Origin of the sequence: Pseudomonas sp. NFPP07, assembly GCF_900115645.1 — a bacterium.
GTDB lineage: Bacteria > Pseudomonadota > Gammaproteobacteria > Pseudomonadales > Pseudomonadaceae > Aquipseudomonas > Aquipseudomonas chlororaphis.
The window spans coordinates 166,118-192,926 of the sequence record NZ_FOXG01000011.1; the positions used below are offsets into that span (position 1 = coordinate 166,118).

The window sequence follows — 26,809 nt, forward strand, 5'->3', positions numbered from 1 at the left end:
ATCATGCCGTGCGGCGCAGTATCAGCAGATGGCGTTGGCCTTGGCAACCGGGTACGGCCAGGGCGTGTTCGCTATCGAGGTGGAAGTCCGCCGGCAATGCTACCAGCTCATCGGCGGGATGAACGCCCTTCATTGCCAGCCAACGTGTATCGCGGTCGCCGAGGTGGCGAGTCCAGTTGGTGAAGTTCTCCATGCTGCTGAATGCCCGGGAAATGATCCCGTTGAATGGCTGCTGCGGCTGGAAAGCTTCGACACGACTGTGGATAACTTGCAGGTTATCCAGCTTCAGTTCCAGTTTGACCTGGGTCAGGAAGCGGGTTTTCTTGCCATTGCTGTCCAGACAGGTCACTTGCGAATCCGGAAACAGGATAGCCAATGGAATGCCCGGCATCCCGCCGCCGCTGCCAACGTCCAGCCAGCGGCCGTTTTCGATGAACGACATCACGCTCAGGCTATCGAGCAGATGACGCGAGACCATTTCATCCGGATCGCGTACTGCGGTCAGGTTGTAAGCCTTGTTCCATTTGATCAGCAGGGCCAGATAACCCAGCAGCAACTCGTGCTGGGCTTCTGTCAGGTTGACACCGAGTTGGCGAGCACCTGTGGATAACTCTTCTGCATGTTGCGAGGTGACCTGCGAACTCAAGCGCTTTGCTCCAACTGACGGCCCGCGCCGCGTTTTTTCAAGTGAATCATCAACAGCGAAATCGCTGCAGGGGTCACGCCCGGAATCCGTGAGGCCTGGCCCAGGGTTTCAGGACGCGTGGCGCCGAGCTTGCTCTGGATCTCTTTCGAGAGACCGGAAATGTTGCTGTAGTCGATATCCACAGGCAGCTTGGTGTCTTCGCTGGCCCGCAGACGAGCGATTTCATCCTGCTGGCGGTCGATGTAACCGGCGTACTTGGTCTTGATCTCGACCTGCTCGGCGACCTGTGGATCTTCTGCGCCCTGCCCGGTCACTTCGACCAAACCAGCGTAGTCGATTTCCGGACGGCTCAGCAGATTCAGCAAGTTGTACTCATGGGTCAGCGGTGTGCCGAACTTTTCGGCGATCGCATCACCCTGCTCGGTACCCGGACGAACCCAGGTGCTTTTCAGGCGTTGCTCTTCCAGAGCGATACCTTCGCGTTTTTTGCAGAACGCGGCCCAACGGACATCGTCCACCAGACCCAGTTCCCGACCTTTTTCGGTCAGGCGCAGGTCGGCATTGTCTTCGCGCAGGATCAGGCGGTATTCGGCACGGGATGTGAACATCCGATACGGTTCCTGAGTTCCCAGGGTAATCAGGTCGTCGACCAACACACCGATATAGGCTTCATCGCGACGCGGGCACCAGCTGTCTTTGCCCTGCGCGCGCAATGCGGCGTTGGCACCGGCGAGCAGACCCTGGGCGCCGGCTTCTTCGTAACCGGTGGTGCCGTTGATCTGGCCGGCAAAGAACAGGCCGCCGATCACTTTGGTTTCCAGGCTGTACTTCAGGTCGCGCGGATCGAAGTAGTCGTACTCGATGGCATAGCCGGGACGCACGATGTGTGCGTTTTCCATGCCGCGGATCGATTGCACGATCTGCAACTGCACATCGAACGGCAGACTTGTGGATATCCCGTTCGGGTACAGCTCGTGAGTGGTCAGGCCTTCCGGCTCGATGAAGACCTGATGGCTTTCCTTGTCGGCAAAGCGATGGATCTTGTCTTCGATCGACGGGCAGTAGCGCGGGCCAATGCCCTCGATCGAGCCGGCATCGGAATACATCGGCGAACGGTCAAGGTTTGCAGCGATGATTTCGTGAGTCCGCGCATTGGTATGAGTAATCCAGCAACTGACCTGCCGCGGATGCTGTTCCTTGTTGCCCAGGAAGGACATGACCGGGATCGGCGTATCGCCCGGTTGCTCGGTCATCACCGAGAAATCCACAGACCGGCCGTCGATGCGCGGTGGCGTACCGGTTTTCAGGCGGCCGACACGCAGAGGCAATTCGCGCAGACGGCGAGCCAGAGCGATCGACGGCGGATCACCGGCACGGCCGCCGGAATAATTCTGCAACCCGATGTGGATAAGTCCGCCGAGGAAGGTACCGGTGGTCAACACCACGGATTCGGCGAAGAAACGCAGGCCCATTTGGGTCACGACGCCGCGGACCTGGTCCTGTTCGACGATCAGGTCATCCGCTGCCTGTTGAAATATCCACAGGTTCGGCTGGTTTTCCAGGATTTCGCGGACAGCAGCCTTGTACAGAATACGGTCGGCCTGGGCGCGGGTAGCACGCACGGCCGGACCTTTACGGCTGTTCAACACCCGAAACTGAATACCACCTTTATCGGTAGCCATGGCCATCGCGCCGCCGAGGGCGTCGATTTCTTTGACCAGATGACTTTTACCGATCCCGCCAATCGCGGGATTGCAGCTCATTGCTCCGAGGGTTTCCACGTTGTGCGTCAGCAACAGGGTTTTTGCCCCCATGCGTGCTGATGCAAGTGCTGCCTCGGTACCGGCATGACCGCCGCCGATGACGATCACTTCAAAACGGGAAGGGAAATCCACCACGCACCTCGTGCCTGCTTATATGGGTAAAAAAGGATGGGTTCTTGGGATAACGGACAAGTATAGGGTCTTCGCCCTTCCTAAAGAACCCTTTGCACAAAATTTAACCAGCTGTGGATGACTCACGGACAATAAAAATTAAAAAGAAAGAAATTTATTAAATCTTTGTTTTTATGTTTATTCTTAGGCACCAACCCATCTGTGGATAGATTTATACAGCCCTTTGTTTTCAACGTGTACAGAGATTCAAAAGTCTGTGGTTAGGTAGCAACGAGGCCCTTGGATAACCGGTGTAAGCCTGTGGATTAAAGTGATGCTTATCCACAGAGCGGGTTTTCCTCAGTTTTGACGCCCTGTTATCAACTGAGCCTAAGGGCAGTTATTCACAGGGCTTAATCCACAGAAAAAGGCTCAGCCGACCAAAGGGCGCCCACGAGAAATCCGCCGAAGCGCCCAATTGCGCCCGACAAACTTGGAAATGATGGGGAGTACGAGGGATTGCAGGAGCGGGTTTGCCCGTGATGCCGGCGGAACACCGTCATGAGCATCACGAGCAACCAAGCCGTCGAACGGCTGCTCCTATAGGGAGATGGGGTTATTTACCGATGCAGAAGCTGGAGAAGATCCGGCCCAGCAGGTCGTCCGAGCTGAAAGCGCCGGTAATTTCTCCCAGGGATTGCTGGGCCTGGCGCAGGTCTTCAGCCAGCAGCTCGCCGGCACCGGCCAGGGTCAGTTGCGCACGGCCATGTTCAAGCGCGTCGCTGGCGTGGTGCAAGGCTTCCAGGTGACGCCTGCGTGCACTGAAGCTGCTTTCGGAAGTCTGTTCGTAACCCATGCAGGCCTTGAGGTGCTCACGCAGCAGTTCCAGGCCCTCGCCGCCTGCCTTGGCACTGAGGCTGATAGTCACGTGGCCATCGTCGCTGACCTCCAGGGCGATCGCTTCGTTGGTCAGGTCGGCCTTGTTACGAATCAAAGTGACTTTCGCCGGATCCGGCCGCTGTTCCAGGAACTCCGGCCACAAGGCAAAGGGGTCCAGCGCTTCCGGGGCCGTGGCGTCGACCACCAGCAATACGCGGTCGGCCTCGCTAATGGCCTTGAGGGCACGTTCCACGCCGATCTTTTCCACCTGGTCCTCGGTATCGCGCAACCCTGCGGTATCCACAACGTGCAACGGCATGCCGTCGATGTGGATATGTTCGCGCAGCACATCCCGGGTGGTGCCGGCGATCTCGGTGACAATCGCCGCTTCGCGTCCGGCGAGGGCATTGAGCAGGCTGGACTTGCCGGCATTCGGCCGGCCAGCGATGACCACAGTCATGCCATCACGCAGCAAGGCGCCCTGGCCAGCTTCGCGGACCACGGTGGATAACTCGTCGCGCACCGCGTCGAGCATCTGCAGGACATGGCCATCGGCCAGGAAGTCGATTTCTTCCTCGGGAAAATCAATGGCCGCCTCGACGTAGATGCGCAGCGCGATCAGTTGCTCGGTCAGGTTATGCACACGCTTGGAGAATGCCCCCTGCAAAGAGCGCAAGGCATTGCGCGCGGCCTGTGCGGAACTGGCTTCGATCAGGTCGGCGATAGCTTCGGCCTGGGCCAGGTCGAGCTTGTCGTTGAGGAACGCGCGCTCGCTGAATTCCCCCGGCCGGGCCAGGCGGCATCCCAGCTGCAGGCAACGCTGCAACAACATATCCAGGACGATCGGGCCGCCGTGGCCCTGAAGTTCCAGCACGTCTTCGCCAGTAAAGGAGTTCGGCCCCGGGAAATACAGGGCGATCCCCTCATCCAGGACCTCGTCCCGATCGTTGAAAAACGGCCCGTAATGCGCGTAACGCGGTTTCAGCTCGCGGCCGCTGATGGCCTTGGCGGCAATGCTGGCCAACGGTCCGGAAATACGCACGATGCCCACACCACCACGCCCCTGGGCGGTGGCGACGGCTGCGATGGTTTCACGAGGGACATTCATAACCCGCTCCAGACATAAAGAGGCAGACAAAAGTGACAGATAGCAAAACGCCCCACTAGGGGGCGTTTTGAGTGGTTATCCACAGAGTAGGTCAGGCAGCTGCTTTCTTGGTAGCCGCTTCGATCTTACGTGTGATGTACCACTGTTGGGCGATCGACAGGCAGTTGTTCACAACCCAGTACAGCACCAGACCCGCCGGGAACCACAGGAAGAAGAAGGTGAAGATGATTGGCATCATTTTCATCACCTTGGCCTGCATCGGATCCGGAGGAGTCGGGTTCAGCTGCTGCTGGATGAACATGGTGGCGCCCATGATGATCGGCAGGATGAAGAACGGATCCTTGATCGACAGGTCGGTAATCCACAGCATGAACGGTGCCTGGCGCATTTCCACGCTTTCCAGGAGTACCCAGTACAAGGACAGGAACACCGGCATCTGCACGAGGATTGGCAAGCAGCCACCCAGCGGATTGATCTTCTCTTTCTTGTACAGCTCCATCATGGCTTGCGACATTTTCTGCCGATCGTCGCCATGTTGCTCTTTCAGAGCCGCCAGTTTCGGTGCCACTGCACGCATGCGCGCCATGGATTTGTAGCTGGCCGCCGACAGTGGGAAGAAGATCCCCTTGATCAGCATGGTCAGGAAGATGATCGACCAACCCCAGTTACCCACAATGCTGTGGATATGTTGCAGCAGCCAGAAGATCGGCTGGGCAATGAACCACAGAATACCGTAGTCGACAGTCAGTTCCAGGCCTGGGGACAACTCTTTCAGCACGGCCTGGCTCTTCGGACCGGCGTACAGAGTGGCGGTGGTTTCAGCCTTGGCACCTGGTGCAACGGTCAGCGCCGGGCCGGTGAAACCGATGATGTAGTTGCCTTGGTTATCCTTGCGGGTCTGCACCACGTTACTTTCGTTCTTCGCCGGGATCCAGGCGGTCACGAAGTAGTGTTGCAGCCAGGCAACCCAGCCACCTTGCACGGTTTCTTTCAGCGAGCCCTTGTCGATATCTTTCATCGACACTTTTTTGTACGGCTCGGAACTTGTCCACAGGGCGGCGCCCAGGTAAGTCGCGGTACCGGTGGCGGTGCTGGAAGAAGGATCGGAGCTGGCGTCGCGTTTGAGCTGGGCAAACAGGTTGCCAGTCCAGGCCTTGTCGCTGGTGTTGTCGATCAGATAGGTGACTTTCAGATCGTACAGACCGCGGGTAAAGGTGAAACGCTTGATGTAGTTGACGCCGGCATCGCTGAATTTCAGGTCGACATTCAGCTGATTCTGGCCGTCAGCCAGTTGATAAGTCTTTTTCTCGGTCGAGTAAACCGGGCGTCCAGCAGGACGGGCATCCGGACCGTTGGTACCGGTCAGACCGCTTTGCGCCAGATAAGTACGTTCGCTACCGTTATCGAACAGCTGGAACGGAATTTCCGGATGGTCTTGACGACGTGGATACAGCGGCAGCTTCAGCTGGGCGATATCACCACCTTGAGGATCGATAGCCAGATCGAGCACATCCGTTTTTACCTGGATGAGGTCTTTGCTTGCCGCTACCGGAGTTTCGGTAGGGGTGCTGGTATCGGTATTCGCGCTGGGTACATCGGCACTGGCGGAAGCATTGTTACCAACAGGCGTATCCGGTAGAGCCGGGGTGGCAGTGTTGGCAGCAACATTCTGAGTCGGCAGGGCAGCCTGGCCATAATCCTGGTTCCACTTAAGAACCATGACGTAGGACACGATTGCCAGGGCGACGATCAGGATCGTGCGTTTAATATCCATGATTACTCGGCCATCGAAGAAGAACGGGAGGTAGGGATAGGTGGAACCGGGTCATAACCACCGGGATTCCACGGATGACAGCGACCTAAACGACGAAAGGTCAGCCAGCCACCGCGCAGAAGGCCATGATTTTCGATGGCTTCATACGCGTAGCAGGAACAGCTGGGGTAGAAACGACAGTGACTGGCCATCAGAGGACTAATGGCATAGCGATAAAACTGGATCGGAACGAGTGCCAGTTTACGCATTCGGGCTGTCTACCCCTACAGTTTCGGGTTTGGCTGCTGGTGCCGGCTTGTTACGGGCCAGACGCTTCCAGAGCTTGTCGAAATGCTGAATCAATTCGGGGTTTTCTACATCGCCCAAACCTTTGCGCGCGACGATAACGATGTCCCAGCCGACCAGAGCATCCTGGTGCAGGCGAAACGATTCGCGCATCAGACGTTTGAGGCGATTGCGCTCAACGGAGAGCTTGACGCTCTTTTTTCCGATAACCAGCCCCAGACGGGGATGATCCAGATCGTTGTTGCGCGCAAGGAGCAGGAGATTTTTCCCCGGAACCTTGCCGGTAGGGGAGTCAAAGACTGCCTTGAAATGCCGGGGGGTAAGCAGACGCTTTTCCCGACTGAAGTCCTGACTCACCTCCAGTGCCGGAGTATCAAACTGCCAGACGCGCACGACCTTTGGCGCGACGACGCGACAGGACGGCACGACCGTTCTTGGTAGCCATGCGAGCACGGAAACCGTGGGTACGAGCGCGTTTGATAGTGCTTGGTTGGAAAGTACGTTTCATTGTCGTGTTACCTGGTTCGTCCACAACGGGCCGGAATGGCCCCCGTTTTAAGAGATCGGCGATTCTAGAGAAAGCAAGCCTCTAGGTCAATTTCCAACCAGCTTTTCCTTTGTCTGGGTATCTCCACATCGAAGACTGAAGAACCCGGTCAACCAGATATAAAAATAAAGAAGGGAATTATTTAAAGCTTTTCTGTAACGCTTATAAAGGCTAGGGATGCCTCTGTCTGTGGATAACTACATTCAGCCCTTGTAGACCGTGATGTACAGAGAATGACAACACTGTCGAGAAACGGTGCTCTGCCTGTGCTGCGCTATCGGAAAAGCTGTGTGTGGAAAGGTGAGTTATCCACAAGCTGGTTATCCACCGATTTTCGCCCCCAGTTGTGCAATGCCCTCAGGCATGGTTATCCACAGAGCTTATGCACATACCATTGGTCGTGTTTTTTCGGGATAAAGCGTTGATTCGTAGTGCCCTGTGATCAACCTACATGTGGATAAGTGTGCGTCTGGTCGCTACAATGGCGGCTTGTTTTTGCCTCACCGGCTTTCAACTTAGGGGATATCCGTGTCAGTGGAACTTTGGCAGCAGTGCGTGGAGCTTCTGCGTGATGAGCTGCCTGCCCAGCAATTCAACACTTGGATCCGTCCGCTACAGGTCGAAGCCGAAGGCGACGAGTTGCGTGTATACGCACCGAATCGTTTTGTTCTCGATTGGGTCAACGAAAAGTACCTGGGCCGCGTGCTCGAGCTGCTGGATGAGCATGGCAATGGCATGGCGCCGGCGCTTTCCTTATTAATAGGCAGCAAACGCAGTTCCGCTCCTCGTGCGGCACCCAATGCTCCGCTGGCCGCCGCGGTTGCCTCTCAGGTTCAGCAGGCAGCCGCTGCCGCCCCAGTCGCTGCGCCGGCTCCGGCCGCACCGACCAAACCGGCGACCCAGAAAGCCGCCGAAGTCAGCGAAGAACCCTCTCGTGACAGCTTCGACCCGATGGCGGGGGCCAGCTCGCAGCAGGCTCCAGTACGCGCCGAACAGCGCACCGTTCAGGTGGAAGGTGCGCTCAAGCACACCAGTTACCTGAACCGCACCTTTACCTTCGAAAACTTTGTGGAAGGCAAGTCCAACCAGCTGGCCCGCGCCGCGGCCTGGCAGGTAGCCGACAACCCCAAGCATGGTTACAACCCGCTCTTCCTTTATGGGGGCGTAGGTTTGGGTAAGACCCACTTGATGCACGCTGTGGGTAACCACCTATTAAAGAAGAACCCGAATGCCAAGGTCGTGTACCTGCATTCCGAGCGCTTCGTGGCGGACATGGTCAAGGCGTTGCAACTCAACGCGATCAACGAATTCAAGCGCTTCTACCGTTCGGTGGATGCGTTGCTGATCGACGATATCCAGTTCTTCGCCCGTAAGGAGCGTTCCCAGGAAGAGTTTTTCCACACCTTCAACGCCCTGCTCGAAGGCGGCCAACAGGTGATTCTCACCAGTGACCGCTATCCGAAGGAGATCGAAGGCCTGGAAGAACGCCTGAAATCGCGCTTCGGCTGGGGCCTGACGGTGGCGGTAGAGCCACCGGAACTGGAAACCCGCGTCGCGATCCTGATGAAGAAAGCCGACCAGGCCAAAGTCGAACTGCCTCACGATGCGGCGTTCTTCATTGCCCAGCGGATTCGCTCCAACGTGCGCGAGCTGGAGGGTGCGCTCAAGCGTGTCATCGCCCACTCGCACTTCATGGGGCGCGATATCACCATCGAGCTGATTCGCGAATCGCTGAAAGACTTGCTGGCCCTGCAGGATAAGCTGGTCTCTGTGGATAACATTCAGCGTACTGTCGCCGAGTACTACAAGATCAAGATCTCCGATCTGCTGTCCAAGCGTCGCTCGCGTTCTGTCGCGCGTCCGCGCCAGGTAGCCATGGCCTTGTCCAAGGAACTGACCAACCACAGCCTGCCGGAAATCGGCGATGTGTTCGGCGGCCGCGATCACACTACGGTCTTGCACGCATGCCGCAAGATCAATGAACTTAAGGAATCCGACGCGGACATCCGCGAGGACTACAAGAACCTGCTGCGTACTCTGACCACTTGATGACTCCAGCGCAGCTTATTAAGGCAAGGGACTAGACCATGCATTTCACCATTCAACGCGAAGCCCTGTTGAAACCCCTGCAACTGGTCGCCGGCGTCGTCGAACGTCGTCAGACCTTGCCGGTACTTTCCAACGTGCTGTTGGTTGTCGAAGGCCAGCAACTGTCGCTGACCGGTACCGACCTGGAAGTCGAGCTGGTCGGTCGCGTGCAGTTGGAAGAGCCGGCGGAGCCAGGCGAAATCACTGTCCCGGCGCGTAAGCTGATGGACATCTGCAAGAGCCTGCCGAACGATGCGCTGATCGACATCAAGGTCGACGAGCAGAAGCTGGTGGTCAAGGCTGGCCGTAGCCGCTTTACCCTGTCCACCTTGCCGGCCAACGACTTCCCGACCGTGGAAGAAGGCCCGGGTTCGCTGACCTGCCAGCTGGAGCAGAGCAAGCTGCGTCGCCTGATCGAGCGCACCAGCTTCGCCATGGCCCAGCAGGACGTGCGTTATTACCTCAACGGCATGCTGCTGGAGGTCTCCGCCGGCATCATCCGCGCCGTGGCCACCGACGGTCACCGCCTGGCCATGTGCTCGATGCAGGCCGATATCGGTCAGCCGGATCGCCACCAGGTGATCGTGCCGCGCAAAGGTATCCTGGAACTGGCCCGCCTGCTCACCGAGCCGGATGGCATCGTCAGCATCGTGCTGGGTCAGCACCATATCCGCGCTACCACCGGCGAGTTCACCTTCACCTCCAAGCTGGTCGACGGCAAGTTCCCGGACTACGAGCGTGTGCTGCCTAAGGGCGGTGACAAGCTGGTACTGGGTGACCGTCAGGCGCTGCGTGAGGCCTTCAGCCGTACCGCGATTCTGTCCAACGAGAAGTACCGCGGTATCCGTCTGCAACTGGCCAACGGTCAGCTGAAAATCCAGGCGAACAACCCGGAGCAGGAAGAGGCAGAAGAAGAAGTAGGTGTGGAATACAACGGCGGTTCGCTGGAGATCGGCTTCAACGTGAGCTACCTGCTCGACGTGTTGGGCGTGATGACCACCGAACAGGTACGCCTGATCCTGTCCGATTCCAACAGCAGTGCGCTGGTGCAGGAATCCGACAACGACGACTCGGCCTACGTTGTCATGCCGATGCGCCTGTAATCATGCTCAGCAGAAGCTAGATGTCCCTCAGTCGCGTCTCGGTCACCGCGGTGCGCAATCTGCACCCGGTGACCTTCTCCCCCTCTCCCCGCATCAATCTCCTCTACGGCGCCAACGGCAGTGGCAAAACCAGCGTGCTGGAAGCCATCCACTTGCTGGGGCTTGCTCGCTCGTTTCGCAGTGCTCGTTTATTGCCGGTGATCCAGTACGAGCAACTCGCCTGTACGGTGTTTGGTCAGGTCGAGCTGGCGGAAGGAGGACACAGCAGCCTGGGAATATCTCGCGATCGCCAGGGTGAATTCCAGATTCGCATCGACGGGCAGAACGCCCGCAGCGCGGCGCAACTGGCGGAGATCCTGCCCCTGCAGTTGATCAACCCGGACAGTTTCCGCTTGCTGGAAGGTGCTCCGAAAATCAGGCGCCAGTTCCTTGATTGGGGCGTGTTCCACGTGGAACCCCGCTTCATGTCAACCTGGCAGCGCTTGCAGAAGGCCCTGCGGCAGCGGAACTCATGGCTGCGGCATGGTACACTTGACGCCGCTTCGCAAGCAGCCTGGGACAGGGAACTGTGTCAGGCCAGCGCTGAAATTGATGAATACCGCCGCGCTTATATCAAAGCCTTGAAACCAGTCTTTGAGCGGACCTTGAGCGAGCTGGTAGAGCTCGAGGGCTTAACGCTTAGCTATTACCGTGGTTGGGATAAAGAGCGAGAGCTCAGTGCAGTGCTCGCGACATCCCTCCATCGTGATCAGCAAATGGGTCATACCCAGGCCGGCCCCCAACGTGCTGATTTGCGTCTCAGATTGGGCGCACACAACGCTGCGGACATCTTGTCCCGCGGTCAGCAGAAGTTGGTGGTCTGTGCCTTGCGGATCGCCCAGGGGCATCTGGTCAGCCAGGCCCGGCGCGGTCAGTGTATTTATCTGGTGGATGACTTGCCGTCCGAACTGGACGAGCAGCATCGCCGCGCACTTTGTCGCTTGTTGGAAGACTTACGCTGCCAGGTGTTCATCACCTGTGTAGACCACGAATTATTGAGGGAAGGCTGGCAGACGGAAACGCCAGTTGCCCTGTTCCACGTGGAACAGGGCCGTATCACCCAGACCCACGACCATCGGGAGTGAAGGCATGAGCGAAGAAAACACGTACGACTCGAGCAGCATTAAAGTGCTGAAAGGTTTGGATGCCGTACGCAAACGTCCCGGTATGTACATTGGTGACACCGACGATGGCAGCGGTCTGCACCATATGGTGTTCGAGGTGGTCGATAACTCGATCGACGAAGCTCTGGCCGGCCATTGCGACGACATCAGCATCATCATCCACCCGGACGAATCCATTACCGTGCGTGACAACGGTCGCGGCATCCCGGTAGACGTGCATAAAGAAGAAGGCGTTTCCGCAGCCGAGGTCATCATGACTGTGCTGCACGCCGGCGGTAAGTTCGACGACAACTCCTACAAAGTATCCGGCGGTCTGCACGGTGTGGGTGTGTCGGTAGTGAACGCCCTGTCCGAAGAACTGGTCCTGACCGTTCGCCGCAGTGGCAAGATCTGGGAACAGACCTACGTTCACGGTGTGCCTCAGGCACCTATGGCGATCGTCGGTGACAGCGAAACCACCGGTACCCAGATTCACTTCAAGGCTTCCAGCGAGACCTTCAAGAACATCCACTTCAGCTGGGACATCCTGGCCAAGCGGATTCGTGAACTGTCCTTCCTCAACTCCGGTGTCGGTATCGTTCTGAAGGACGAGCGCAGCGGCAAGGAAGAGCTGTTCAAGTACGAAGGCGGCTTGCGTGCGTTCGTTGAATACCTGAACACCAACAAGACTGCGGTCAACCAGGTGTTCCACTTCAATGTGCAGCGTGAAGACGGCATCGGCGTGGAAATCGCCCTGCAGTGGAACGACAGCTTCAACGAAAACCTGCAGTGCTTCACCAACAACATTCCGCAGCGCGACGGCGGCACCCACCTGGTGGGCTTCCGTTCGGCGCTTACGCGTAACCTGAACAACTACATCGAGCAGGAAGGCCTGGCGAAGAAGCACAAGGTCGCCACCACCGGTGACGATGCCCGCGAAGGCCTGACCGCGATCATTTCGGTCAAGGTGCCGGATCCGAAGTTCAGCTCCCAGACCAAAGACAAGCTGGTGTCTTCCGAAGTGAAGACCGCGGTCGAACAGGAAATGGGCAAGTACTTCTCCGACTTCCTGCTGGAAAACCCGAACGAAGCCAAGCTGGTGGTCGGCAAGATGCTCGACGCCGCCCGCGCCCGTGAAGCAGCGCGTAAAGCCCGTGAGATGACCCGTCGTAAAGGCGCGCTGGATATCGCCGGCCTGCCGGGCAAACTGGCGGACTGCCAGGAAAAAGACCCTGCCCTTTCCGAACTCTACCTGGTGGAAGGTGACTCTGCTGGCGGCTCCGCCAAGCAGGGACGCAACCGTAAGACCCAGGCGATCCTGCCGCTCAAGGGCAAGATCCTCAACGTCGAGAAAGCGCGCTTCGACAAGATGATTTCCTCGCAAGAGGTCGGCACCTTGATCACTGCACTCGGTTGCGGCATCGGCCGCGAAGAGTACAACATCGACAAGCTGCGTTATCACAACATCATCATCATGACCGACGCCGACGTCGACGGTTCGCACATCCGTACCCTACTCCTGACCTTCTTCTTCCGTCAGTTGCCGGAGCTGATCGAGCGTGGCTACATCTACATCGCTCAACCGCCGCTGTACAAGGTCAAGAAAGGCAAGCAAGAGCAATACATCAAAGACGACGACGCCATGGAAGAGTACATGACGCAGTCGGCCCTGGAAGATGCGAGCCTGCACCTGAACGAAGAAGCACCGGGTATTTCCGGCGAGGCGCTGGAGCGCCTGGTGAACGACTTCCGCATGGTCATGAAGACCCTCAAGCGTCTGTCGCGCCTGTACCCTCAAGAGCTGACCGAGCACTTCATCTACCTGCCGGCCGTGAGTCTGGAGCAACTCTCCGATCACGCGGCGATGCAGGATTGGCTGGCCCAGTATGAAGTCCGCCTGCGCACCGTCGAGAAGTCCGGCCTGGTCTACAAGGCCAGTCTGCGTGAAGACCGTGAACGTAATGTGTGGCTGCCAGAGGTCGAACTGATCTCCCACGGTCTGTCGAACTACGTCACCTTCAACCGCGACTTCTTCGGCAGCAATGACTACAAGACCGTCGTCACCCTCGGCGCTCAACTGAGCTCCCTGCTGGACGAAGGCGCTTATATTCAGCGCGGCGAGCGCAAGAAGGCGGTGACCGAGTTCAAGGAAGCCCTGGACTGGCTGATGACCGAAAGTACCAAGCGCCACACCATCCAGCGATACAAAGGTCTGGGCGAGATGAACCCGGATCAGTTGTGGGAAACCACCATGGACCCAAGCGTGCGCCGCATGCTCAAGGTCACCATCGAAGACGCCATCGGCGCCGACCAGATCTTCAACACCCTGATGGGTGATGCGGTCGAGCCTCGTCGTGACTTCATCGAAAGCAACGCCCTGGCGGTATCCAACCTGGACTTCTGATCCGGGTTGCATCGCCGAAATGAAAAAGGCCAACGCTCAGCGTTGGCCTTTTTTATTGCCTGGTAAAAAGAGGCGCCCTACTCGGCCGCTGAAACACTTTCCAGGCGATAGCCATAACCATAGATGGTCAGCAACTGCCAGCCACGATCCGCGGTCAACCCCAGCTTGTTGCGCAAGCGGTAGATGTGAGTGTCCAGGGGACGGGAGGAGACGATTTCCTCGTGGGTCCAGAAGCGTTCGTAGAGGTATTCCCGGGATAACGGCCGACCCAGGTTGGCGAACAGGCAGCGGGCCAGGCGGTACTCGCGTTCGGTGAGGCTGATCGGGCTGCCGGCACGGGTCACGGTCAGCTCGGCGTCATCGAAGGCCAGGTCGTTGAAGGTTTGCACCTCGACGGCTGCCGATCGCTGCAAGCCATGACGCCGCAGGACGGCGGTTACCCGTGCCTTGAGTTCGTTGGGGCGGAAAGGTTTGCTCACATAGTCGTCGGCACCGGTGTTCAGGGCCTGGACGATATCGCTCTCGGCATCGCGGCTGGTGAGCATGATGGCCGCCGGTGGTGCCTCCATGTGTTCACGGGTCCAGCGCAGCAACGACAGCCCACTGAGGTCTGGCAACTGCCAGTCGAGAATCAGCAGGTCGAAGGTTTCGCGCCGCAGCTGCCGCAGCAGGTCCTCGCCACGCTCGAAGCTGTGCAGCGTCCATGGCTGTTCCCCGGGGCCGGGGATCTGTCGCAGTGTCTGTTCCACCCGCGCCAGTTCGGCGGGCTCGTCATCCAGTATTGCGACACGCATGCGGGGCAGTTCCTTTTATCGCGAGAGAATGCTGATGGCTTTATTTGAGGCCTTACCTGGCGCTGAGTTTAGGCTGATCAGACGAATCTGAACAATTGTGGCGAATTGCTCTGGTTCATACCTTTGCTCGATACGCTGATGTCATATAGCCGGTAGCCGACAGGAGTACTGTCCATCCGGCCTGCATTCATTGCAGAACGATACCGGCTCGAATGTGCGAGGAAAAGGACTATGGGGAACCTTCTGGGGAAGGGGCGGTTGCTCTACGCAGGCATTGCGCGGGCAGCGGGCCTGGCTCGATTTACCACACTGATGCTCGCGGCTTGCCTGGGCTTGGGTTCAACCGCGGAGCAGCCTGCGCTGCCGTCTTCGGACTACGCCTTGCCGGTGCAGCGCTATTTCAGCCCGTCCGTAACCACTATCGGGTTCAGCGATTCCCAGGGATTCGCTCCGATCAGCGCGCCACAGATGACCCAGCCAATGGTCTATCAGGAGCAGCAGCGTTGGGTGTTCTAGATCAGACAATTCTGAACAAATATTGCAAACCGGCCCGGCCTCCACACCATGCCGGTAAATTCGTAGTCGCTGAGTGGCACACAGGGGCATTCGGAAGTGCTCCGACACAGGGAGTGTCAACCGCCGGATTGGCGGGCGTCAGACCGAGGCCTGGCCTCGATTTGCAGTACAGGGGAATACAGGGAGTGCCTCCTCAGGACGTAATGCTTCGACACAGGGATGTGTCATCCCTCCTCTCCCGCGCGGCCCCACGGCGCCGCCAGCCAACAAACAACTCCTCATTTTTTATCTGTGAAGGCCTCTGATGAAGACATTCGGCGCTGAGTTTTTCGGTACGTTCTGGTTGGTCCTGGGCGGGTGCGGGAGCGCCGTACTGGCGGCCGGCGTTCCGCAGTTCGGGATCGGTTATCTGGGGGTAGCCCTGGCCTTTGGCCTGAGCGTCCTGACCATGGCTTATGCATTGGGTCCGATTTCCGGGGCTCACCTCAACCCCGCAGTCTCGGTTGGCCTGTGGTTGAGTGGGCGTTTCCCGGGTAGCCGGCTGCTGCCTTATATCGTCGCCCAGGTTCTCGGTGGACTCGCCGCGGGTGGCGTGCTGTTCCTGATCGCTTCCGGCAAGGTCGGTTTCGACGCGTCGGCGGGCTTCGCGGCCAATGGCTATGGTGAGCACTCGCCTGGTGGCTACTCGATGTTTGCTGCGCTGTTGACCGAAGTTGTGCTCACGGCGATGTTCCTCCTGATCATCCTGGGTGCCACCGCCAAGCGTGCTCCAGCCGGTTTTGCCCCGATTGCCATTGGCCTGACGCTGACCCTGATCCACCTGATCAGCATTCCGGTCACCAATACCTCGGTCAACCCGGCCCGCAGCACCGCGGTAGCTTTCTTCGCCGGTGAGTGGGCAGTGTCCCAGCTGTGGCTGTTCTGGGTAGCACCTCTGTTGGGCGCAGGGCTGGGAGCCCTGGCCTATCGGTTGATCTCCATCGAGCGGGACTGACCCGTGTGGCCGGATGCGCCGATTCGCATCCGGCCGGCATGGAGCCAAGCAGCGCAGCCGCTCTCCAGCGGTTGTGCTGTTTGTCCCGTAAGGGAATGACCCTGGCCGGCCTTGGTTCGAGAGGTATGGTCAGAACGCTAACAATGCAGTTCTAATGGCACGGACTTCAGAAGAGCGCGACTACGGACCTATGAACCCATGACCTCCTTGCACATCCGCCACCGGGCCATGCTCGTGTCGTTTCTTCTCGGTAGCGCACTGGCCTTTTCCACGGTGCAGGTTGCCGTTGCAGCACCCAAGCGCCCTCTCTATATCGATGAAAACCAGCAATGCCGTGGCCAGCCGTTGCCGGCGACGGTCGAGCACCTCACGGGCGAAGCCTGGAAGCTGGATGCCAAGGGTAACCAGGTGCCCCTGGAAGAAGGCATGAGCGTCGATGAACTCGAAGGGGTGAAGACCTCGCCTTCGGCATTCGTCAGCCTGTCCCTGGGTGATGGCTCGCTGGTGGTACTGCCCTCCAGTTCCCAGATCACCCTGCACCTGAACGAAGAACATGCGATCCCCCAGGTCGCGCTCGAGCAGGGGCAGATCGAATCCTATGTCATCAAGCGCCCGAGCGATTACGACCGTTTCCAGATCGTCACGCCGATCGGCGTGCTGGGTGTACGCGGCACGCACTTCCGGGTGCGTAACGACGATCAGCAGTCGCTGGTGGAAGTGCTCAACGGCCAGGTAGCGGTCAACCGCGAAGACGACGAAGCGCCGAAAAAGACCCTGGGCAAGAAACGCCCTGTGGATAAACCGGTCGGGCCGGTTCCCGGTGAAGTCCAGGTCATGGCTCGCCAGGGTTTGCGCATCCAGAAAGAAGGCCCGCTGAAGCCAGTCGATCTGTTACCCGCGCCGCAACTGATGGGCCAGGCGGGCCAGACGGGCGATCTGCCGGTCTGGCAACTGATCATGAAGCCCTTGCCGGGCGCCAAGCGTTACCGGGCCCAGGTGGCGACCGACAAAAGCTTCCTCAATATCAAGCAGGAACAATTCTCCAGCACGCCGGAAGTCAACTTCAGCGGCCTGGAAGCGTTTTTTTATCATGTCCGCCTTTCTGCTTTCGATGAGCACGGACTCGAAGGAGAGACGGGCGTCTATGACATCTTCTATTACCCCAGGACCACGCGTGTTCAGTAAGTGCGCGGCGGTTTGTCGGTGAGGCGCTGGCGCCGACCCGAGGGCCGGGAGCCGACGCAAGCCCAGCGACTGTTTGGCGGTCTGGTGCGGGAATGGGCATGGGTCAGCCTGATCCTGCTGCCCTTGACCGCCCTGCTGTCGTTGAGCCACGGGTTGGCGCTGAATAACCTGCTGTATGACAACCTGCGGCGGCTCAGCCCGCTGCCGGTCGATTCGCGGCTGCTGATGATCACCATCGACGACTACAGCCTGCAGCAGCTGGGCCAGTGGCCCTGGCCGCGCACCCTGCACGCCGACCTGCTGGATCGGCTGACGGCGGCCAAGGTCCAGGGCGTGTTGTTCGACGTGATCTTCAGCGAACCCGACAGCATTCCCGAAAACGATCAACGACTGGCCCAGGCGGTCTGCCGCGAGGGCAAGGTATTCCTGCCCCTGCTGCGCGAGAGCGTGGCCCGCTACGGCCAGCCGCTGGGTGAGATCGAACCGGTGCCGGCGTTGAGTCAGTGCGCCAAGGCGGTCGGCCATATCAATGCCGAGGCCGACGCCGACGGCACGGTTCGCAGCGTCTATCTGCGCGAAGGCCCACCGCAGGCACCGAAGGCGCAACTGGCCTGGCTGCTTTATCAACAGGCATACCCGGGCACGGCCCTGTCGATGCCCGGTTCGGACACCGCGCAAATCGCCCAGGGCTGGCTGCGCAGCAACCCAGTACGCATCCCCTTCATCAGTCCCCATGGCGGTTTCCCCAGTGTTCCTTATGTCAGCGTATTGCGCGGCGAAGTCCCGCCGGAGCTGTTGCGCGACAAGCTGATCCTGATCGGCACCACCGCGCCCGGCCTGGGTGACCGCTATGTCACCCCGCAGTCGGCCAGTGTCGGCACCACCCCAGGTATCGAGATCCAGGCCAACCTGCTCAATGGCTTGTTGCAGCAGCGCACCATCGTCGCCCTCGGGCAATGGCCGGTCGCGGCGCTGTCGGTGCTGCTGGTAGCGGCCCTGCTGGGATTGCTGCTGGTGCGGCCGCGGCATGCGTTGTGGCTGACCCTGGCCTGCATGGCGGCAGCCCTGCTCGGTTCGGCCGGGCTGCTGCGCCTGGGGCTGTGGTGGCCACCGGTGGCCAGCCTGTTGGGGATGTTGCTGGCGTACCTGATCTGGAACTGGCGCCGCCTGAGCGTGATCCTGGCCTACTTCGGCTGGGAGCTGGCGCGCCTGGACAGCGAGCCTAAGGTACTGCCCGAGCGCCGACGCACTCAGGCTCCCGCAGGGGATGTACTGCAGGGGCAGATCGTGGCCCTGGAGCAGGCATTGAGCCGCACCCGCGACACTCGCCGGTTCATTGCCGACGGCCTGGAATACCTGCCGGTGGCTACCCTGATCAGCGATCCGGACGGCCGTGTGTTGCTGGCCAATCGCAACGCCCGCGAAGTGTTTGGCAACGCGCTGATCGGCGAGGACTTGGTCCACCAGTTGGCCGGCCTGGGTTATCCCGGTTTGCAGGACGGGCAACGCCCTGCCCTGTCGCAACTGCAGCCTGTGGAGTTTCGGGATATTGAGCAGCGCAGCCTGCGCGTGGACCTGGCGCCCTTGCTGCCGATCGACAGCGATACGCCGATCGGCTGGCTGCTGAGCCTCACCGACCTGAGCCTGGAACGAGACGCCGAACAGCAACGGGCCACCCTGTTGCGCTTCCTGTCCCATGACCTGCGCGCGCCTCATTCGGCGATCCTGGCCTTACTCGATGTACAGCGGCACCAGGGCTCGGGCGACACGCGGATTTACAGCCAGATCGAACTCCAGGTGCGTCGCGCCCTGGGGCTCACCGAAGCCTTCGTACAACTGGCGAAGGCCGAGTCCGAGGCCTATCAGTTCCAGCCGAGCATGTTCGCCATGCTGGTGCTGGATGCGTTCGACCAGGCCATGACCATCGCCCAGCTGAAAAACATCCAGCTGGTGCATGACCTCGACGACGATGCCGAAGGCATGGTGCTGGCCGATCAGTCCCTGCTGACCCGGGCCTTGTTCAACCTGCTGGAAAACGCCATCAAGTACAGCCCGTCGGGCTCGACTGTCCGGGTGCAAGTCGCGTGTACGGAGGGCTGGCTGACCTGCGATATCACCGATCAGGGCAAAGGCATTGCGGCCGATGAACTGCCGCAGCTGTTCGTGCAGTACCAGCGCTTCGCCTCGGCGCAGGGCAGCGAAGGCCTGGGGCTTGGGTTGTCGATGGTCAAGGCGGTGGTCGACCGGCATGAAGGGCGGATTGTCTGCCGTAGCGTGGTCGGCGAGGGGACGACCTTCAGCCTGCAATTGCCTCTACTCACGGACTGAATATCGATAGGCGAAAAAAACCGGCTCCAGGCCGGTTTTTTCGTATCCAGAAAACTTATGCACGTTTTTCGGTATTTTATGGGTTTAGGAAATATGTATATAAATCATCTGGTTATGGATTTTATATAGCGATTTCCAATAAAACGGTACACAGGTTATCCACAGAAACTCAGATGGCCATTTTGTCCGGCGCCGCGGCTACCGGAGGCAGCGAACCCATGTCCCGCTGCGCCTGCTCATTCCAGGCCGCGACCCGGTCGTTGAGCTCGGCGATGGCCCGTGGTCCGGAGCCTTCGGCGTACATCGGCGCACCGATCACCACGGTGATGGTGCCGGGGTGCCTGACCCAGCCGGTCTTCGGCCAGTATTTGCCGGCGTTGTGCGCTACCGGCAGCACCGGCAAGTCGGCATTGACCGCCAGGGCGCTGCCGCTGCGGGAGAACTTGCCCATCTGGCCGTAAGGCACCCGGGTGCCTTCCGGGAAGATCAGTACCCAGACATTGTCCTTGAGCAGCTCGTCGCCCTTGCTGGCGACCTGCTTGAGCGCGGCCTTGGGATTGTCGCGGTCGATGGCGATCGGACGCAGCATGGCCATGGCCCAGCCGAAGAACGGCACATACAGCAGCTCCCGCTTGAGCACCTGGCTCAGCGGTTCGAAATAGGCCGAGAGAAAGAACGTCTCCCAGGTGCTCTGGTGGTTCGAGACGATCACGCAAGGGCGCTCGGGGATGTTTTCCGCACCCTTCACTTCCACGTTGATCTTGAGAAACACCTTGGTCAGCCACAATGCGCAGCGGCACCAATAGACGTTGATAAAGCGATAGCGCGCCTTGAACGGCAGGAAGGGCGCGATAAAAAAGCTCAGGGAGCACCACAGCAACGAACTGGTGCCCAGCAGCAGGTAAAAGAAGAAGGTTCTGATTGCCTGCAGGATCGACATAGCGGCGTTTACCGTTGCGGGCATTGCCCGCCTCTAAAAAAGCGCACTCCCGAACAATCCTTGGTCAGGATCTCAGAAGGACTCTAATTGTGGATAAGTTCAGCGGCAACTGCCGCCAGGTCGTCAAAAATCAAGGTGCCTACCGGTAGGGTTTTACCCAGGGTCTTTTCGCCCTTCCCGGTCTTTACCAAAACTGGCTGAGAGTCGACGGCTTTTGCGGCTTCCAGGTCACCGAGACTGTCGCCCACAAACCATAGACCAGCCAGATCCACTGCGTAGTGCCGGGCAATGGTCTGCAACATGCCGGGCTTGGGTTTGCGGCAGGCGCAACCTTCGTCCGGGCCATGGGGGCAGTACACGATGAGGCCGAGTTCGCCGCCCTGCTCGGCCACCAGAGCGCGCAGGCGCTCGTGCATGGCGTCGAGGGTGGCCACATCGTAGTAACCGCGAGCGATGCCCGACTGGTTGGTAGCGACCGCTACCGTCCAGCCGGCCTTGCTCAACTGCGCGATGGCTTCGACCGAGCCGGGGAGCGGAATCCACTCCTCCACCGATTTGATGTAAGCGTCGGAGTCGTAATTGATCACTCCGTCCCGATCGAGAATCAGCAGTTTCACGTACGCCTTACCCCAGCAACGAGATGTCGGCGACACCGAGGAACAGACCTCGCAGACGTGCCAGCAGCGCGTAGCGGTTGGCCCGCACGTTGGCGTCTTCGGCGTTGACCATCACCTTCTCGAAGAAGGCGTCGACCGGCTCGCGCAGGGCGGCCAGGCGGGCCAGGGTCTCGCTGTACTGGCGCGCCGCGGCCATTGGCTGCACGGCCTGGTCCGCTTGCTGGATCGCCGAGTACAGGGAGAACTCGTTGGCGTTGTCGAAGTACTTGGCTTCCACGGTGGTCGGCACGCTGCCTTCGACCTTGCTCAGCAGGTTCGAGACGCGCTTGTTCACCGCGGCCAACGCGGCGGCTTCCGGCAGCTTGCGGAAGGCCTGCACGGCCTGCACGCGCTGGTCGAAGTCCAGGGCCGAACCCGGCTTCAGGGCACGGACCGACAGGTAGGTGGCGACATCCACGCCTTCGTCTTCGTAACGGGCACGCAGGCGGTCGAAGATGAACTCCAGGACCTGATCGGCCAGGCCGGCGCTCTTGACCTTGCTGCCGAACGCGCTGACGGCGAACGCCACGGCTTCGGTCAGGTCCAGGTCGAGCTTCTTGTCTATCAGGATGCGCAGCACGCCCAGCGCGGCACGACGCAGCGCGTACGGGTCCTTGCTGCCGGTTGGCAACATGCCGATGCCGAAGATGCCGACCAGGGTGTCGAGCTTGTCGGCGATGGCCACGGCGGCACCGGTGACGGTGCTTGGCAGCTCGGCGCCGGCGCCACGCGGCATGTACTGCTCGTTCAGCGCCAGGGCGACGTCTTCCGGCTCGCCGTCATTGAGGGCGTAGTAGTAACCGGCGATGCCTTGCATTTCCGGGAACTCGCCGACCATTTCGGTGGCCAGGTCGCACTTCGACAGCAGGCCCGCGCGCGCGGCACGCTGGGCGTCGCCGCCGATGCGCGGGGCGATGAACGCGGCCAGTTTCGAGACGCGCTCGGCCTTGTCGTAGACGCTGCCCAGCTTCTCCTGGAACACCACGTTCTGCAGGCGCTGGTTGAAGTCTTCGAGCTTCTGTTTCTTGTCCTGCTTGAAGAAGAACTCGGCGTCGGTCAGGCGTGGGCGAACGACTTTCTCGTTGCCCTCGATGATCTGGCGCGGGTCCTTGCTTTCGATGTTGGCCACGGTGATGAAACGCGGCAGCAGCTTGCCGTCGACGTCCAGCAGGCAGAAGTATTTCTGGTTGTCCTGCATGGTGGTGATCAGGGCTTCCTGTGGCACTTCGAGGAAACGTTCCTCGAACGAGCACACCAGCGGCACCGGCCATTCCACCAGGGCAGTCACTTCGTCCAGCAGATCAGCTGGAACGATGGCGGTGCCTTCCTGCAGGCGCGCCAGTTCTTCGGTGCGCTTGCTGATCAGCTCGCGACGCTCGTTGGCGTCGGCCAGCACGTAGGCGGCGCGCAGGTCGTCCAGATAGTTGGCCGGCGAGGTGATGAGCACGCTTTGCGGGTGATGGAAGCGGTGGCCACGGGAGTCGCGACCGGCTTTCTGGGCGAGGATGGTGCAGTCGATGACCTGGTCACCGAGCAGCATCACCAGCCATTGGGTCGGACGCACGAACTCTTCCTTGCGCGCAGCCCAACGCATGCGTTTCGGAATCGGCAGGTCGTTCAGCGAGTCTTCGACGATGGTCGGCAGCAGGCTGGCGGTCGGCTTGCCCTTGATGCTTTGGCTGTAGCGCAGCTTCGGCCCGCTCTGGTCGATTTCGCTCAGCTCCACGCCACATTTCTTGGCGAAGCCCAGGGCGGCCTGGGTCGGGTTGCCTTCGGCGTCGAAGGCGGCCTGGCGCGGCGGGCCGTCGAGGTTGATGCTGCGATCTGGCTGCTGGGTGGCCAGGCCGCTGATCAGCACCGCCAGGCGGCGCGGCGCGGCGTAGACGTGCTTGGTCTCGAAGTTCAGGCCGGCGGCCTGCAGGCCTTTTTCGATACCGCCCAGGAAGGCTTCGGCCAGGGTGTTCAGGGCTTTGGGTGGCAGTTCTTCAGTGCCCAGTTCAACCAGAAAATCTTGCGCACTCATTGTGCCGCCTCCAACTTAGCCAACACTTCATCACGCAGGTCCGGGGTCGCCATCGGGAAGCCCAGCTTGGCGCGGGCCAGCAGGTAGGCTTGCGCAACGGAACGCGCCAGGGTGCGCACACGCAGGATGTACTGCTGGCGTGCGGTCACGGAGATCGCGCGACGGGCATCCAGCAGGTTGAAGGTGTGCGAGGCCTTGAGGACCATTTCATAGCTCGGCAACGGCAGCGGCTGATCCAGCTCGATCAGGCGCTTGGCTTCGCTTTCATAGAAATCGAACAGTTCGAACAGCTTCTCGACGTTGGCGTGTTCGAAGTTGTAGGTCGACTGCTCCACTTCGTTCTGGTGGAACACGTCGCCGTAGGTCACCTTGCCGAACGGACCGTCGGCCCAGACCAGGTCGTAGACCGAATCCACGCCCTGCAGGTACATGGCCAGGCGTTCCAGGCCGTAGGTGATCTCGCCGGTCACCGGGTAGCACTCGATGCCACCGGCTTGCTGGAAGTAGGTGAACTGGGTCACTTCCATGCCGTTGAGCCAGACTTCCCAGCCCAGGCCCCAGGCGCCGAGGGTCGGCGATTCCCAGTTGTCTTCGACGAAACGGATGTCGTGCACCAGCGGGTCGAGGCCGACGTGCTTGAGCGAGCCCAGGTACAGCTCCTGGAAGTTTTCCGGGTTCGGCTTCAAGACCACCTGGAACTGGTAGTAGTGCTGCAGACGGTTCGGGTTTTCGCCGTAGCGGCCGTCAGTCGGGCGACGACTGGGCTGCACATAAGCGGCGTTCCAGGTTTCCGGGCCGATGGCGCGCAGGAACGTGGCGGTATGGAAAGTGCCGGCGCCTACTTCCATATCGTAGGGCTGAAGTACCACACAACCTTGCTCGGCCCAGTATTGCTGGAGGGCGAGGATCAAGTCTTGGAAGGTACGCACGGCTGGCGTAGGCTGGCTCACGAAATTCACCTGTTACTTGGGCTGCGATTTAAAGAGCGGGAGTATACCCGATTCAGTTGTGCGCACGCCCACTGGAGCCTTATGCCACGCTGCTTTTGGTGCAACGAAGATCCCCTGTACATGGCGTACCACGATCAGGAGTGGGGCGTGCCGCTACGCGATGCGCAGCGTTTGTTCGAGTTGTTATTGCTCGAAGGGTTCCAGGCCGGCCTGTCCTGGATCACCGTCCTGAAGAAGCGCGAGCGTTATCGCCAGGTTCTGTTCGGCTTCGATGTGCAGCGCGTGGCGCAGATGAGCGATGCACAAATCGACGAGTTGATGCTCGATCCCGGAATCATCCGCAACCGTCTCAAACTCGCTGCCGCCCGGCGCAACGCCCAGGCCTGGATGGCGCTGGAAGACCCGGTGGAATTCCTCTGGTCGTTCGTCGGCGGGGTGCCGAAAATCAATCATTTCAAGGATCGCAGCGAAGTCCCGGCGGTTACCCCAGAGGCCGAAGCGATGAGTAAGGGGCTGAAAAAGGCCGGCTTCACCTTTGTCGGGCCGACCATCTGTTATGCGCTGATGCAGGCTTCGGGCATGGTCATGGATCACACCCGCGACTGCGATCGCTACGCCATCCTCGCTCCACAGGCTGTGTGAAAACTGCTGCGTTCGGCAATACGGCGTTAAAAACAGGCTCGGAATGCTCATTTAGGCCCCTAAACTCTGCTTCCTCGCCTGTTTTTGCCTTGTCTTGCCTTCCACTCGCGACGTTTTCACACAGCCTGTGATGGCCGGTTAGAATAACCGGCTTGCGACAAGGTTCATGACCCGGATATCAGGAGTCACCTGTGGATAAGTTTAAAGGCGCCCTGCTGGTGGGCGCTCTGCGATTGTTTGCCCTGCTGCCCTGGCGCGCGGTGCAGGCGGTCGGTTCGGCCATCGGCTGGATCATGTGGAAGACCCCCAACCGTTCCCGCGATGTGGTGCGGATCAACCTGGCCAAGTGCTTTCCGCAGATGGACGCCGCCGAGCGCGAGCGTTTAGTGGGACAGAGCCTGAAAGATATCGGCAAGTCCCTGACTGAAAGCGCCTGCGCCTGGATCTGGCCGGCCGAGCGTTCGATCGCCCTGGTGCGTGAAGTCGAGGGCCTCGAGGTGCTGCAAGAAGCGCTGGCGTCGGGCAAGGGCGTGGTCGGCATCACCAGCCACCTGGGCAACTGGGAAGTGCTCAACCACTTCTATTGCAGCCAGTGCAAACCGATCATTTTCTACCGCCCACCGAAGCTCAAGGCGGTGGACGAACTGCTGCGCAAGCAGCGGGTCCAGCTGGGCAACCGGGTGGCGGCCTCGACCAAGGAAGGCATCCTCAGTGTCATCAAGGAAGTGCGCAAAGGGGGGGCGGTGGGCATTCCCGCCGACCCGGAACCGGCCGAATCCGCCGGGATCTTCGTGCCCTTCTTCGCCACCCAGGCGCTGACCAGCAAGTTCGTGCCGAACATGCTCGCCGGCGGCAAGGCGGTCGGGGTGTTCCTGCATGCGCTGCGCCTGCCCGACGGTTCGGGCTACAAGGTGATCCTCGAAGCCGCGCCGGACGCGATGTACAGCACCGACACCGAAACCTCCTGCGCGGCGATGAGCCAGGTGGTCGAGCGCTATGTGCGGGCTTATCCGAGCCAGTACATGTGGAGCATGAAGCGTTTCAAGAAACGTCCGCCTGGTGAAGAACGCTGGTACTGACCGCCTGGCACGATCTGTGGATAACCTTTCGCCCAAGGTTATCCACAAAGGCTGAAGCAGAGCACAGCATATGCCCGATTCGCGCAAATCCCTGAGGATCAAGATCCAGCACGAAAGCTTCGGCGAGTGCCTGGGGCAGACGCGCAATCTGTCCGCCAGCGGGGTGTACGTCAAGCACCCGGCATTGGCGGCGCTGCCCAAGGGCGCGGTGGTCTACGGCCAGGTGCAAGGCCTGCCGATGAACGCGCCGCGGGTGAAGATGGAGGTGGTGCTGGTGGACGCCGAGGGTATCGGCCTGCGTTACCTGTGAAGCGTCCGGACATTGCCTCTGTAGCCGCTGCCGAGCTTGCGAGGCTGCGATCGGCTGCGAAGCGGTCGCAAGACCAGGCGCTGCGATTCGTCTGACAATCCCGGTGTTCAGGTTTAGCGAGGACTACGTCCTCGTACGCAGCCTCGCAAGCTCGGCAGCGGCTACCTACAGTCCGCCTTTGCCCTGGCGCTCGAGCTTCTTGAGGAACACCGTCATTTCCTTTTCCGCCTGCTTGTCGCCATGCCCGCGGGCCGCTTCCAGGCCCTGTTCCCAGGCCTGGCGCGCCGCTGGATAGTCCTCCAGGCCTTGATAGGCCTTGCCCAGCAGCTTCCACGCCGCCGAATACTTGGGGTCGAAACCGACGCAGCGTTGCAGGTGTTCGGCGGCCTTGGCGTATTCGTGCAGATCCAGATACCCCTTGCCCAGGCCGAAGCGCAGCAGCGAGTTATCCATGCCCTTGGCGAGCATTTTTTCCAGGGATTCGAGCATGGGGAGGGTTCCTTCGACGGTTATGTGGCGTATTCGAGACAGCTATCGCGAGC

General features: G+C 60.0%; 24 protein-coding genes. 11 read left to right on the forward strand and 13 right to left on the reverse strand.

The window, feature by feature from the left end:
* Position 1 precedes the first annotated feature (1 nt).
* The 7 genes from rsmG to rpmH all read right to left on the reverse strand — a co-directional run bounded on the left by rsmG (position 2) and on the right by rpmH (position 7,074).
* On the reverse strand, positions 2-646 hold the full coding sequence (rsmG, locus tag BM019_RS26215; RefSeq protein ID WP_007924492.1) for a 16S rRNA (guanine(527)-N(7))-methyltransferase RsmG: 645 nt from the start codon (positions 644-646) through the stop codon (positions 2-4).
* Positions 643-2,541: a tRNA uridine-5-carboxymethylaminomethyl(34) synthesis enzyme MnmG gene (gene mnmG / locus BM019_RS26220; protein WP_007924490.1), complete on the reverse strand. Its 1,899-nt coding sequence runs from the start codon at positions 2,539-2,541 to the stop codon at positions 643-645. Before mnmG ends, rsmG begins: the two co-directional genes overlap by 4 nt.
* A 595-nt stretch (positions 2,542-3,136) precedes the next feature.
* Entirely contained in the window at positions 3,137-4,507 is a 1,371-nt protein-coding gene (gene mnmE, locus BM019_RS26230) for a tRNA uridine-5-carboxymethylaminomethyl(34) synthesis GTPase MnmE (protein ID WP_092421496.1), read from the reverse strand.
* A 91-nt stretch (positions 4,508-4,598) separates the two neighbouring features.
* Positions 4,599-6,281 carry a membrane protein insertase YidC gene (gene yidC, locus BM019_RS26235; RefSeq protein WP_092421499.1) on the reverse strand — a complete coding sequence of 561 codons (1,683 nt, stop codon included), beginning with the start codon at positions 6,279-6,281 and terminating at the stop codon, positions 4,599-4,601.
* 2 nt (positions 6,282-6,283) lie between these two features.
* Positions 6,284-6,529: a membrane protein insertion efficiency factor YidD gene (yidD, locus tag BM019_RS26240; protein WP_010465488.1), complete on the reverse strand. Its 246-nt coding sequence runs from the start codon at positions 6,527-6,529 to the stop codon at positions 6,284-6,286.
* Entirely contained in the window at positions 6,522-6,923 is a 402-nt protein-coding gene (rnpA, locus tag BM019_RS26245; protein WP_009041465.1) for a ribonuclease P protein component, read from the reverse strand. The genes yidD and rnpA overlap by 8 nt, the downstream gene beginning before the upstream one ends.
* A 16-nt stretch (positions 6,924-6,939) precedes the next feature.
* The gene (gene rpmH / locus BM019_RS26250; protein WP_003213577.1) at positions 6,940-7,074 is read right to left on the reverse strand and encodes a 50S ribosomal protein L34; all 135 of its coding nucleotides are present in this window, start codon (positions 7,072-7,074) and stop codon (positions 6,940-6,942) included.
* A gap of 567 nt (positions 7,075-7,641) precedes the next feature.
* On the opposite strand from rpmH, the gene dnaA reads away from it, so the two are divergent.
* The 4 genes from dnaA to gyrB are packed head-to-tail and all read left to right on the forward strand — an operon-like array spanning position 7,642 to position 13,850.
* On the forward strand, positions 7,642-9,162 hold the full coding sequence (dnaA, locus tag BM019_RS26255; RefSeq protein WP_007924474.1) for a chromosomal replication initiator protein DnaA: 1,521 nt from the start codon (positions 7,642-7,644) through the stop codon (positions 9,160-9,162).
* A gap of 38 nt (positions 9,163-9,200) precedes the next feature.
* Entirely contained in the window at positions 9,201-10,304 is a 1,104-nt protein-coding gene (gene dnaN, locus BM019_RS26260) for a DNA polymerase III subunit beta (protein WP_007924473.1), read from the forward strand.
* Between the two features lie 20 nt (positions 10,305-10,324).
* On the forward strand, positions 10,325-11,428 hold the full coding sequence (gene recF / locus BM019_RS26265; protein ID WP_007924472.1) for a DNA replication/repair protein RecF: 1,104 nt from the start codon (positions 10,325-10,327) through the stop codon (positions 11,426-11,428).
* A 4-nt stretch (positions 11,429-11,432) separates the two neighbouring features.
* A complete protein-coding gene (gene gyrB / locus BM019_RS26270) occupies positions 11,433-13,850 on the forward strand; it encodes a DNA topoisomerase (ATP-hydrolyzing) subunit B (RefSeq protein WP_007924471.1) in 2,418 nt (805 codons plus the stop codon).
* Between the two features lie 77 nt (positions 13,851-13,927).
* Here gyrB and BM019_RS26275 read toward each other — a convergent pair whose 3' ends face one another.
* Positions 13,928-14,644, reverse strand: a complete 717-nt coding sequence (locus BM019_RS26275) for a response regulator transcription factor (RefSeq protein WP_007921041.1) — start codon at positions 14,642-14,644, stop codon at positions 13,928-13,930.
* A 231-nt stretch (positions 14,645-14,875) separates the two neighbouring features.
* On the opposite strand from BM019_RS26275, the gene BM019_RS26280 reads away from it, so the two are divergent.
* The 4 genes from BM019_RS26280 (at position 14,876) to BM019_RS26295 (ending at position 19,667) form a co-directional block, all read left to right on the forward strand.
* A complete protein-coding gene (locus BM019_RS26280) occupies positions 14,876-15,160 on the forward strand; it encodes a hypothetical protein (protein WP_092421502.1) in 285 nt (94 codons plus the stop codon).
* A gap of 304 nt (positions 15,161-15,464) precedes the next feature.
* Positions 15,465-16,154, forward strand: coding sequence for an aquaporin Z (gene aqpZ / locus BM019_RS26285; protein ID WP_007921032.1), 690 nt, complete (start codon positions 15,465-15,467; stop codon positions 16,152-16,154).
* A 198-nt stretch (positions 16,155-16,352) separates the two neighbouring features.
* Positions 16,353-17,339, forward strand: coding sequence for a FecR family protein (locus tag BM019_RS26290; protein ID WP_092421505.1), 987 nt, complete (start codon positions 16,353-16,355; stop codon positions 17,337-17,339).
* 12 nt (positions 17,340-17,351) lie between these two features.
* Complete coding sequence (locus BM019_RS26295) at positions 17,352-19,667, forward strand: CHASE2 domain-containing protein (protein ID WP_092421628.1); 2,316 nt, start codon at positions 17,352-17,354, stop codon at positions 19,665-19,667.
* Positions 19,668-19,836: 169 nt separating this feature from the next.
* Here the strand turns inward: BM019_RS26295 and BM019_RS26300 are convergent, their stop codons facing one another.
* The 4 genes from BM019_RS26300 to glyQ all read right to left on the reverse strand — a co-directional run bounded on the left by BM019_RS26300 (position 19,837) and on the right by glyQ (position 24,236).
* Entirely contained in the window at positions 19,837-20,607 is a 771-nt protein-coding gene (locus BM019_RS26300; RefSeq protein WP_009041472.1) for a lysophospholipid acyltransferase family protein, read from the reverse strand.
* Between the two features lie 83 nt (positions 20,608-20,690).
* A complete protein-coding gene (gene gmhB, locus BM019_RS26305; protein ID WP_009041473.1) occupies positions 20,691-21,224 on the reverse strand; it encodes a D-glycero-beta-D-manno-heptose 1,7-bisphosphate 7-phosphatase in 534 nt (177 codons plus the stop codon).
* A gap of 7 nt (positions 21,225-21,231) precedes the next feature.
* A complete protein-coding gene (glyS, locus tag BM019_RS26310; protein ID WP_092421508.1) occupies positions 21,232-23,286 on the reverse strand; it encodes a glycine--tRNA ligase subunit beta in 2,055 nt (684 codons plus the stop codon).
* A complete protein-coding gene (gene glyQ, locus BM019_RS26315; RefSeq protein ID WP_003177094.1) occupies positions 23,283-24,236 on the reverse strand; it encodes a glycine--tRNA ligase subunit alpha in 954 nt (317 codons plus the stop codon). The genes glyS and glyQ overlap by 4 nt, the downstream gene beginning before the upstream one ends.
* An 81-nt stretch (positions 24,237-24,317) precedes the next feature.
* Here glyQ and tag point away from each other — a divergent pair, with 81 nt between their 5' ends.
* The 3 genes from tag (at position 24,318) to BM019_RS26330 (ending at position 26,267) form a co-directional block, all read left to right on the forward strand.
* Complete coding sequence (tag, locus tag BM019_RS26320) at positions 24,318-24,878, forward strand: DNA-3-methyladenine glycosylase I (protein ID WP_062824135.1); 561 nt, start codon at positions 24,318-24,320, stop codon at positions 24,876-24,878.
* A 191-nt stretch (positions 24,879-25,069) separates the two neighbouring features.
* Positions 25,070-25,957 carry a lysophospholipid acyltransferase gene (locus BM019_RS26325; protein ID WP_009041476.1) on the forward strand — a complete coding sequence of 296 codons (888 nt, stop codon included), beginning with the start codon at positions 25,070-25,072 and terminating at the stop codon, positions 25,955-25,957.
* 70 nt (positions 25,958-26,027) lie between these two features.
* Positions 26,028-26,267, forward strand: coding sequence for a pilus protein PilZ (locus BM019_RS26330; protein WP_009041477.1), 240 nt, complete (start codon positions 26,028-26,030; stop codon positions 26,265-26,267).
* Between the two features lie 165 nt (positions 26,268-26,432).
* On the opposite strand, the gene BM019_RS26335 is transcribed toward BM019_RS26330, so the two are convergent.
* Positions 26,433-26,756, reverse strand: coding sequence for a tetratricopeptide repeat protein (locus tag BM019_RS26335; protein WP_009041478.1), 324 nt, complete (start codon positions 26,754-26,756; stop codon positions 26,433-26,435).
* Positions 26,757-26,809: the final 53 nt, after the last annotated feature.

What these genes read in the sequence shown, in the direction of transcription:
- BM019_RS26280 (WP_092421502.1), top strand. Translation starts at nt 14,876, where the DNA reads ATGGGGAACCTTCTGGGGAAGGGGCGGTTGCTCTACGCAGGCATTGCG.
- glyS (WP_092421508.1), bottom strand. Translation starts at nt 23,286, where the DNA reads ATGAGTGCGCAAGATTTTCTGGTTGAACTGGGCACTGAAGAACTGCCA.
- aqpZ (WP_007921032.1), top strand. Translation starts at nt 15,465, where the DNA reads ATGAAGACATTCGGCGCTGAGTTTTTCGGTACGTTCTGGTTGGTCCTG.
- dnaN (WP_007924473.1), top strand. Translation starts at nt 9,201, where the DNA reads ATGCATTTCACCATTCAACGCGAAGCCCTGTTGAAACCCCTGCAACTG.
- recF (WP_007924472.1), top strand. Translation starts at nt 10,325, where the DNA reads ATGTCCCTCAGTCGCGTCTCGGTCACCGCGGTGCGCAATCTGCACCCG.
- mnmE (WP_092421496.1), bottom strand. Translation starts at nt 4,507, where the DNA reads ATGAATGTCCCTCGTGAAACCATCGCAGCCGTCGCCACCGCCCAGGGG.
- BM019_RS26290 (WP_092421505.1), top strand. Translation starts at nt 16,353, where the DNA reads ATGACCTCCTTGCACATCCGCCACCGGGCCATGCTCGTGTCGTTTCTT.
- BM019_RS26275 (WP_007921041.1), bottom strand. Translation starts at nt 14,644, where the DNA reads ATGCGTGTCGCAATACTGGATGACGAGCCCGCCGAACTGGCGCGGGTG.
- BM019_RS26300 (WP_009041472.1), bottom strand. Translation starts at nt 20,607, where the DNA reads ATGTCGATCCTGCAGGCAATCAGAACCTTCTTCTTTTACCTGCTGCTG.
- BM019_RS26335 (WP_009041478.1), bottom strand. Translation starts at nt 26,756, where the DNA reads ATGCTCGAATCCCTGGAAAAAATGCTCGCCAAGGGCATGGATAACTCG.
- yidC (WP_092421499.1), bottom strand. Translation starts at nt 6,281, where the DNA reads ATGGATATTAAACGCACGATCCTGATCGTCGCCCTGGCAATCGTGTCC.
- BM019_RS26330 (WP_009041477.1), top strand. Translation starts at nt 26,028, where the DNA reads ATGCCCGATTCGCGCAAATCCCTGAGGATCAAGATCCAGCACGAAAGC.
- gyrB (WP_007924471.1), top strand. Translation starts at nt 11,433, where the DNA reads ATGAGCGAAGAAAACACGTACGACTCGAGCAGCATTAAAGTGCTGAAA.
- rpmH (WP_003213577.1), bottom strand. Translation starts at nt 7,074, where the DNA reads ATGAAACGTACTTTCCAACCAAGCACTATCAAACGCGCTCGTACCCAC.
- yidD (WP_010465488.1), bottom strand. Translation starts at nt 6,529, where the DNA reads ATGCGTAAACTGGCACTCGTTCCGATCCAGTTTTATCGCTATGCCATT.
- tag (WP_062824135.1), top strand. Translation starts at nt 24,318, where the DNA reads ATGCCACGCTGCTTTTGGTGCAACGAAGATCCCCTGTACATGGCGTAC.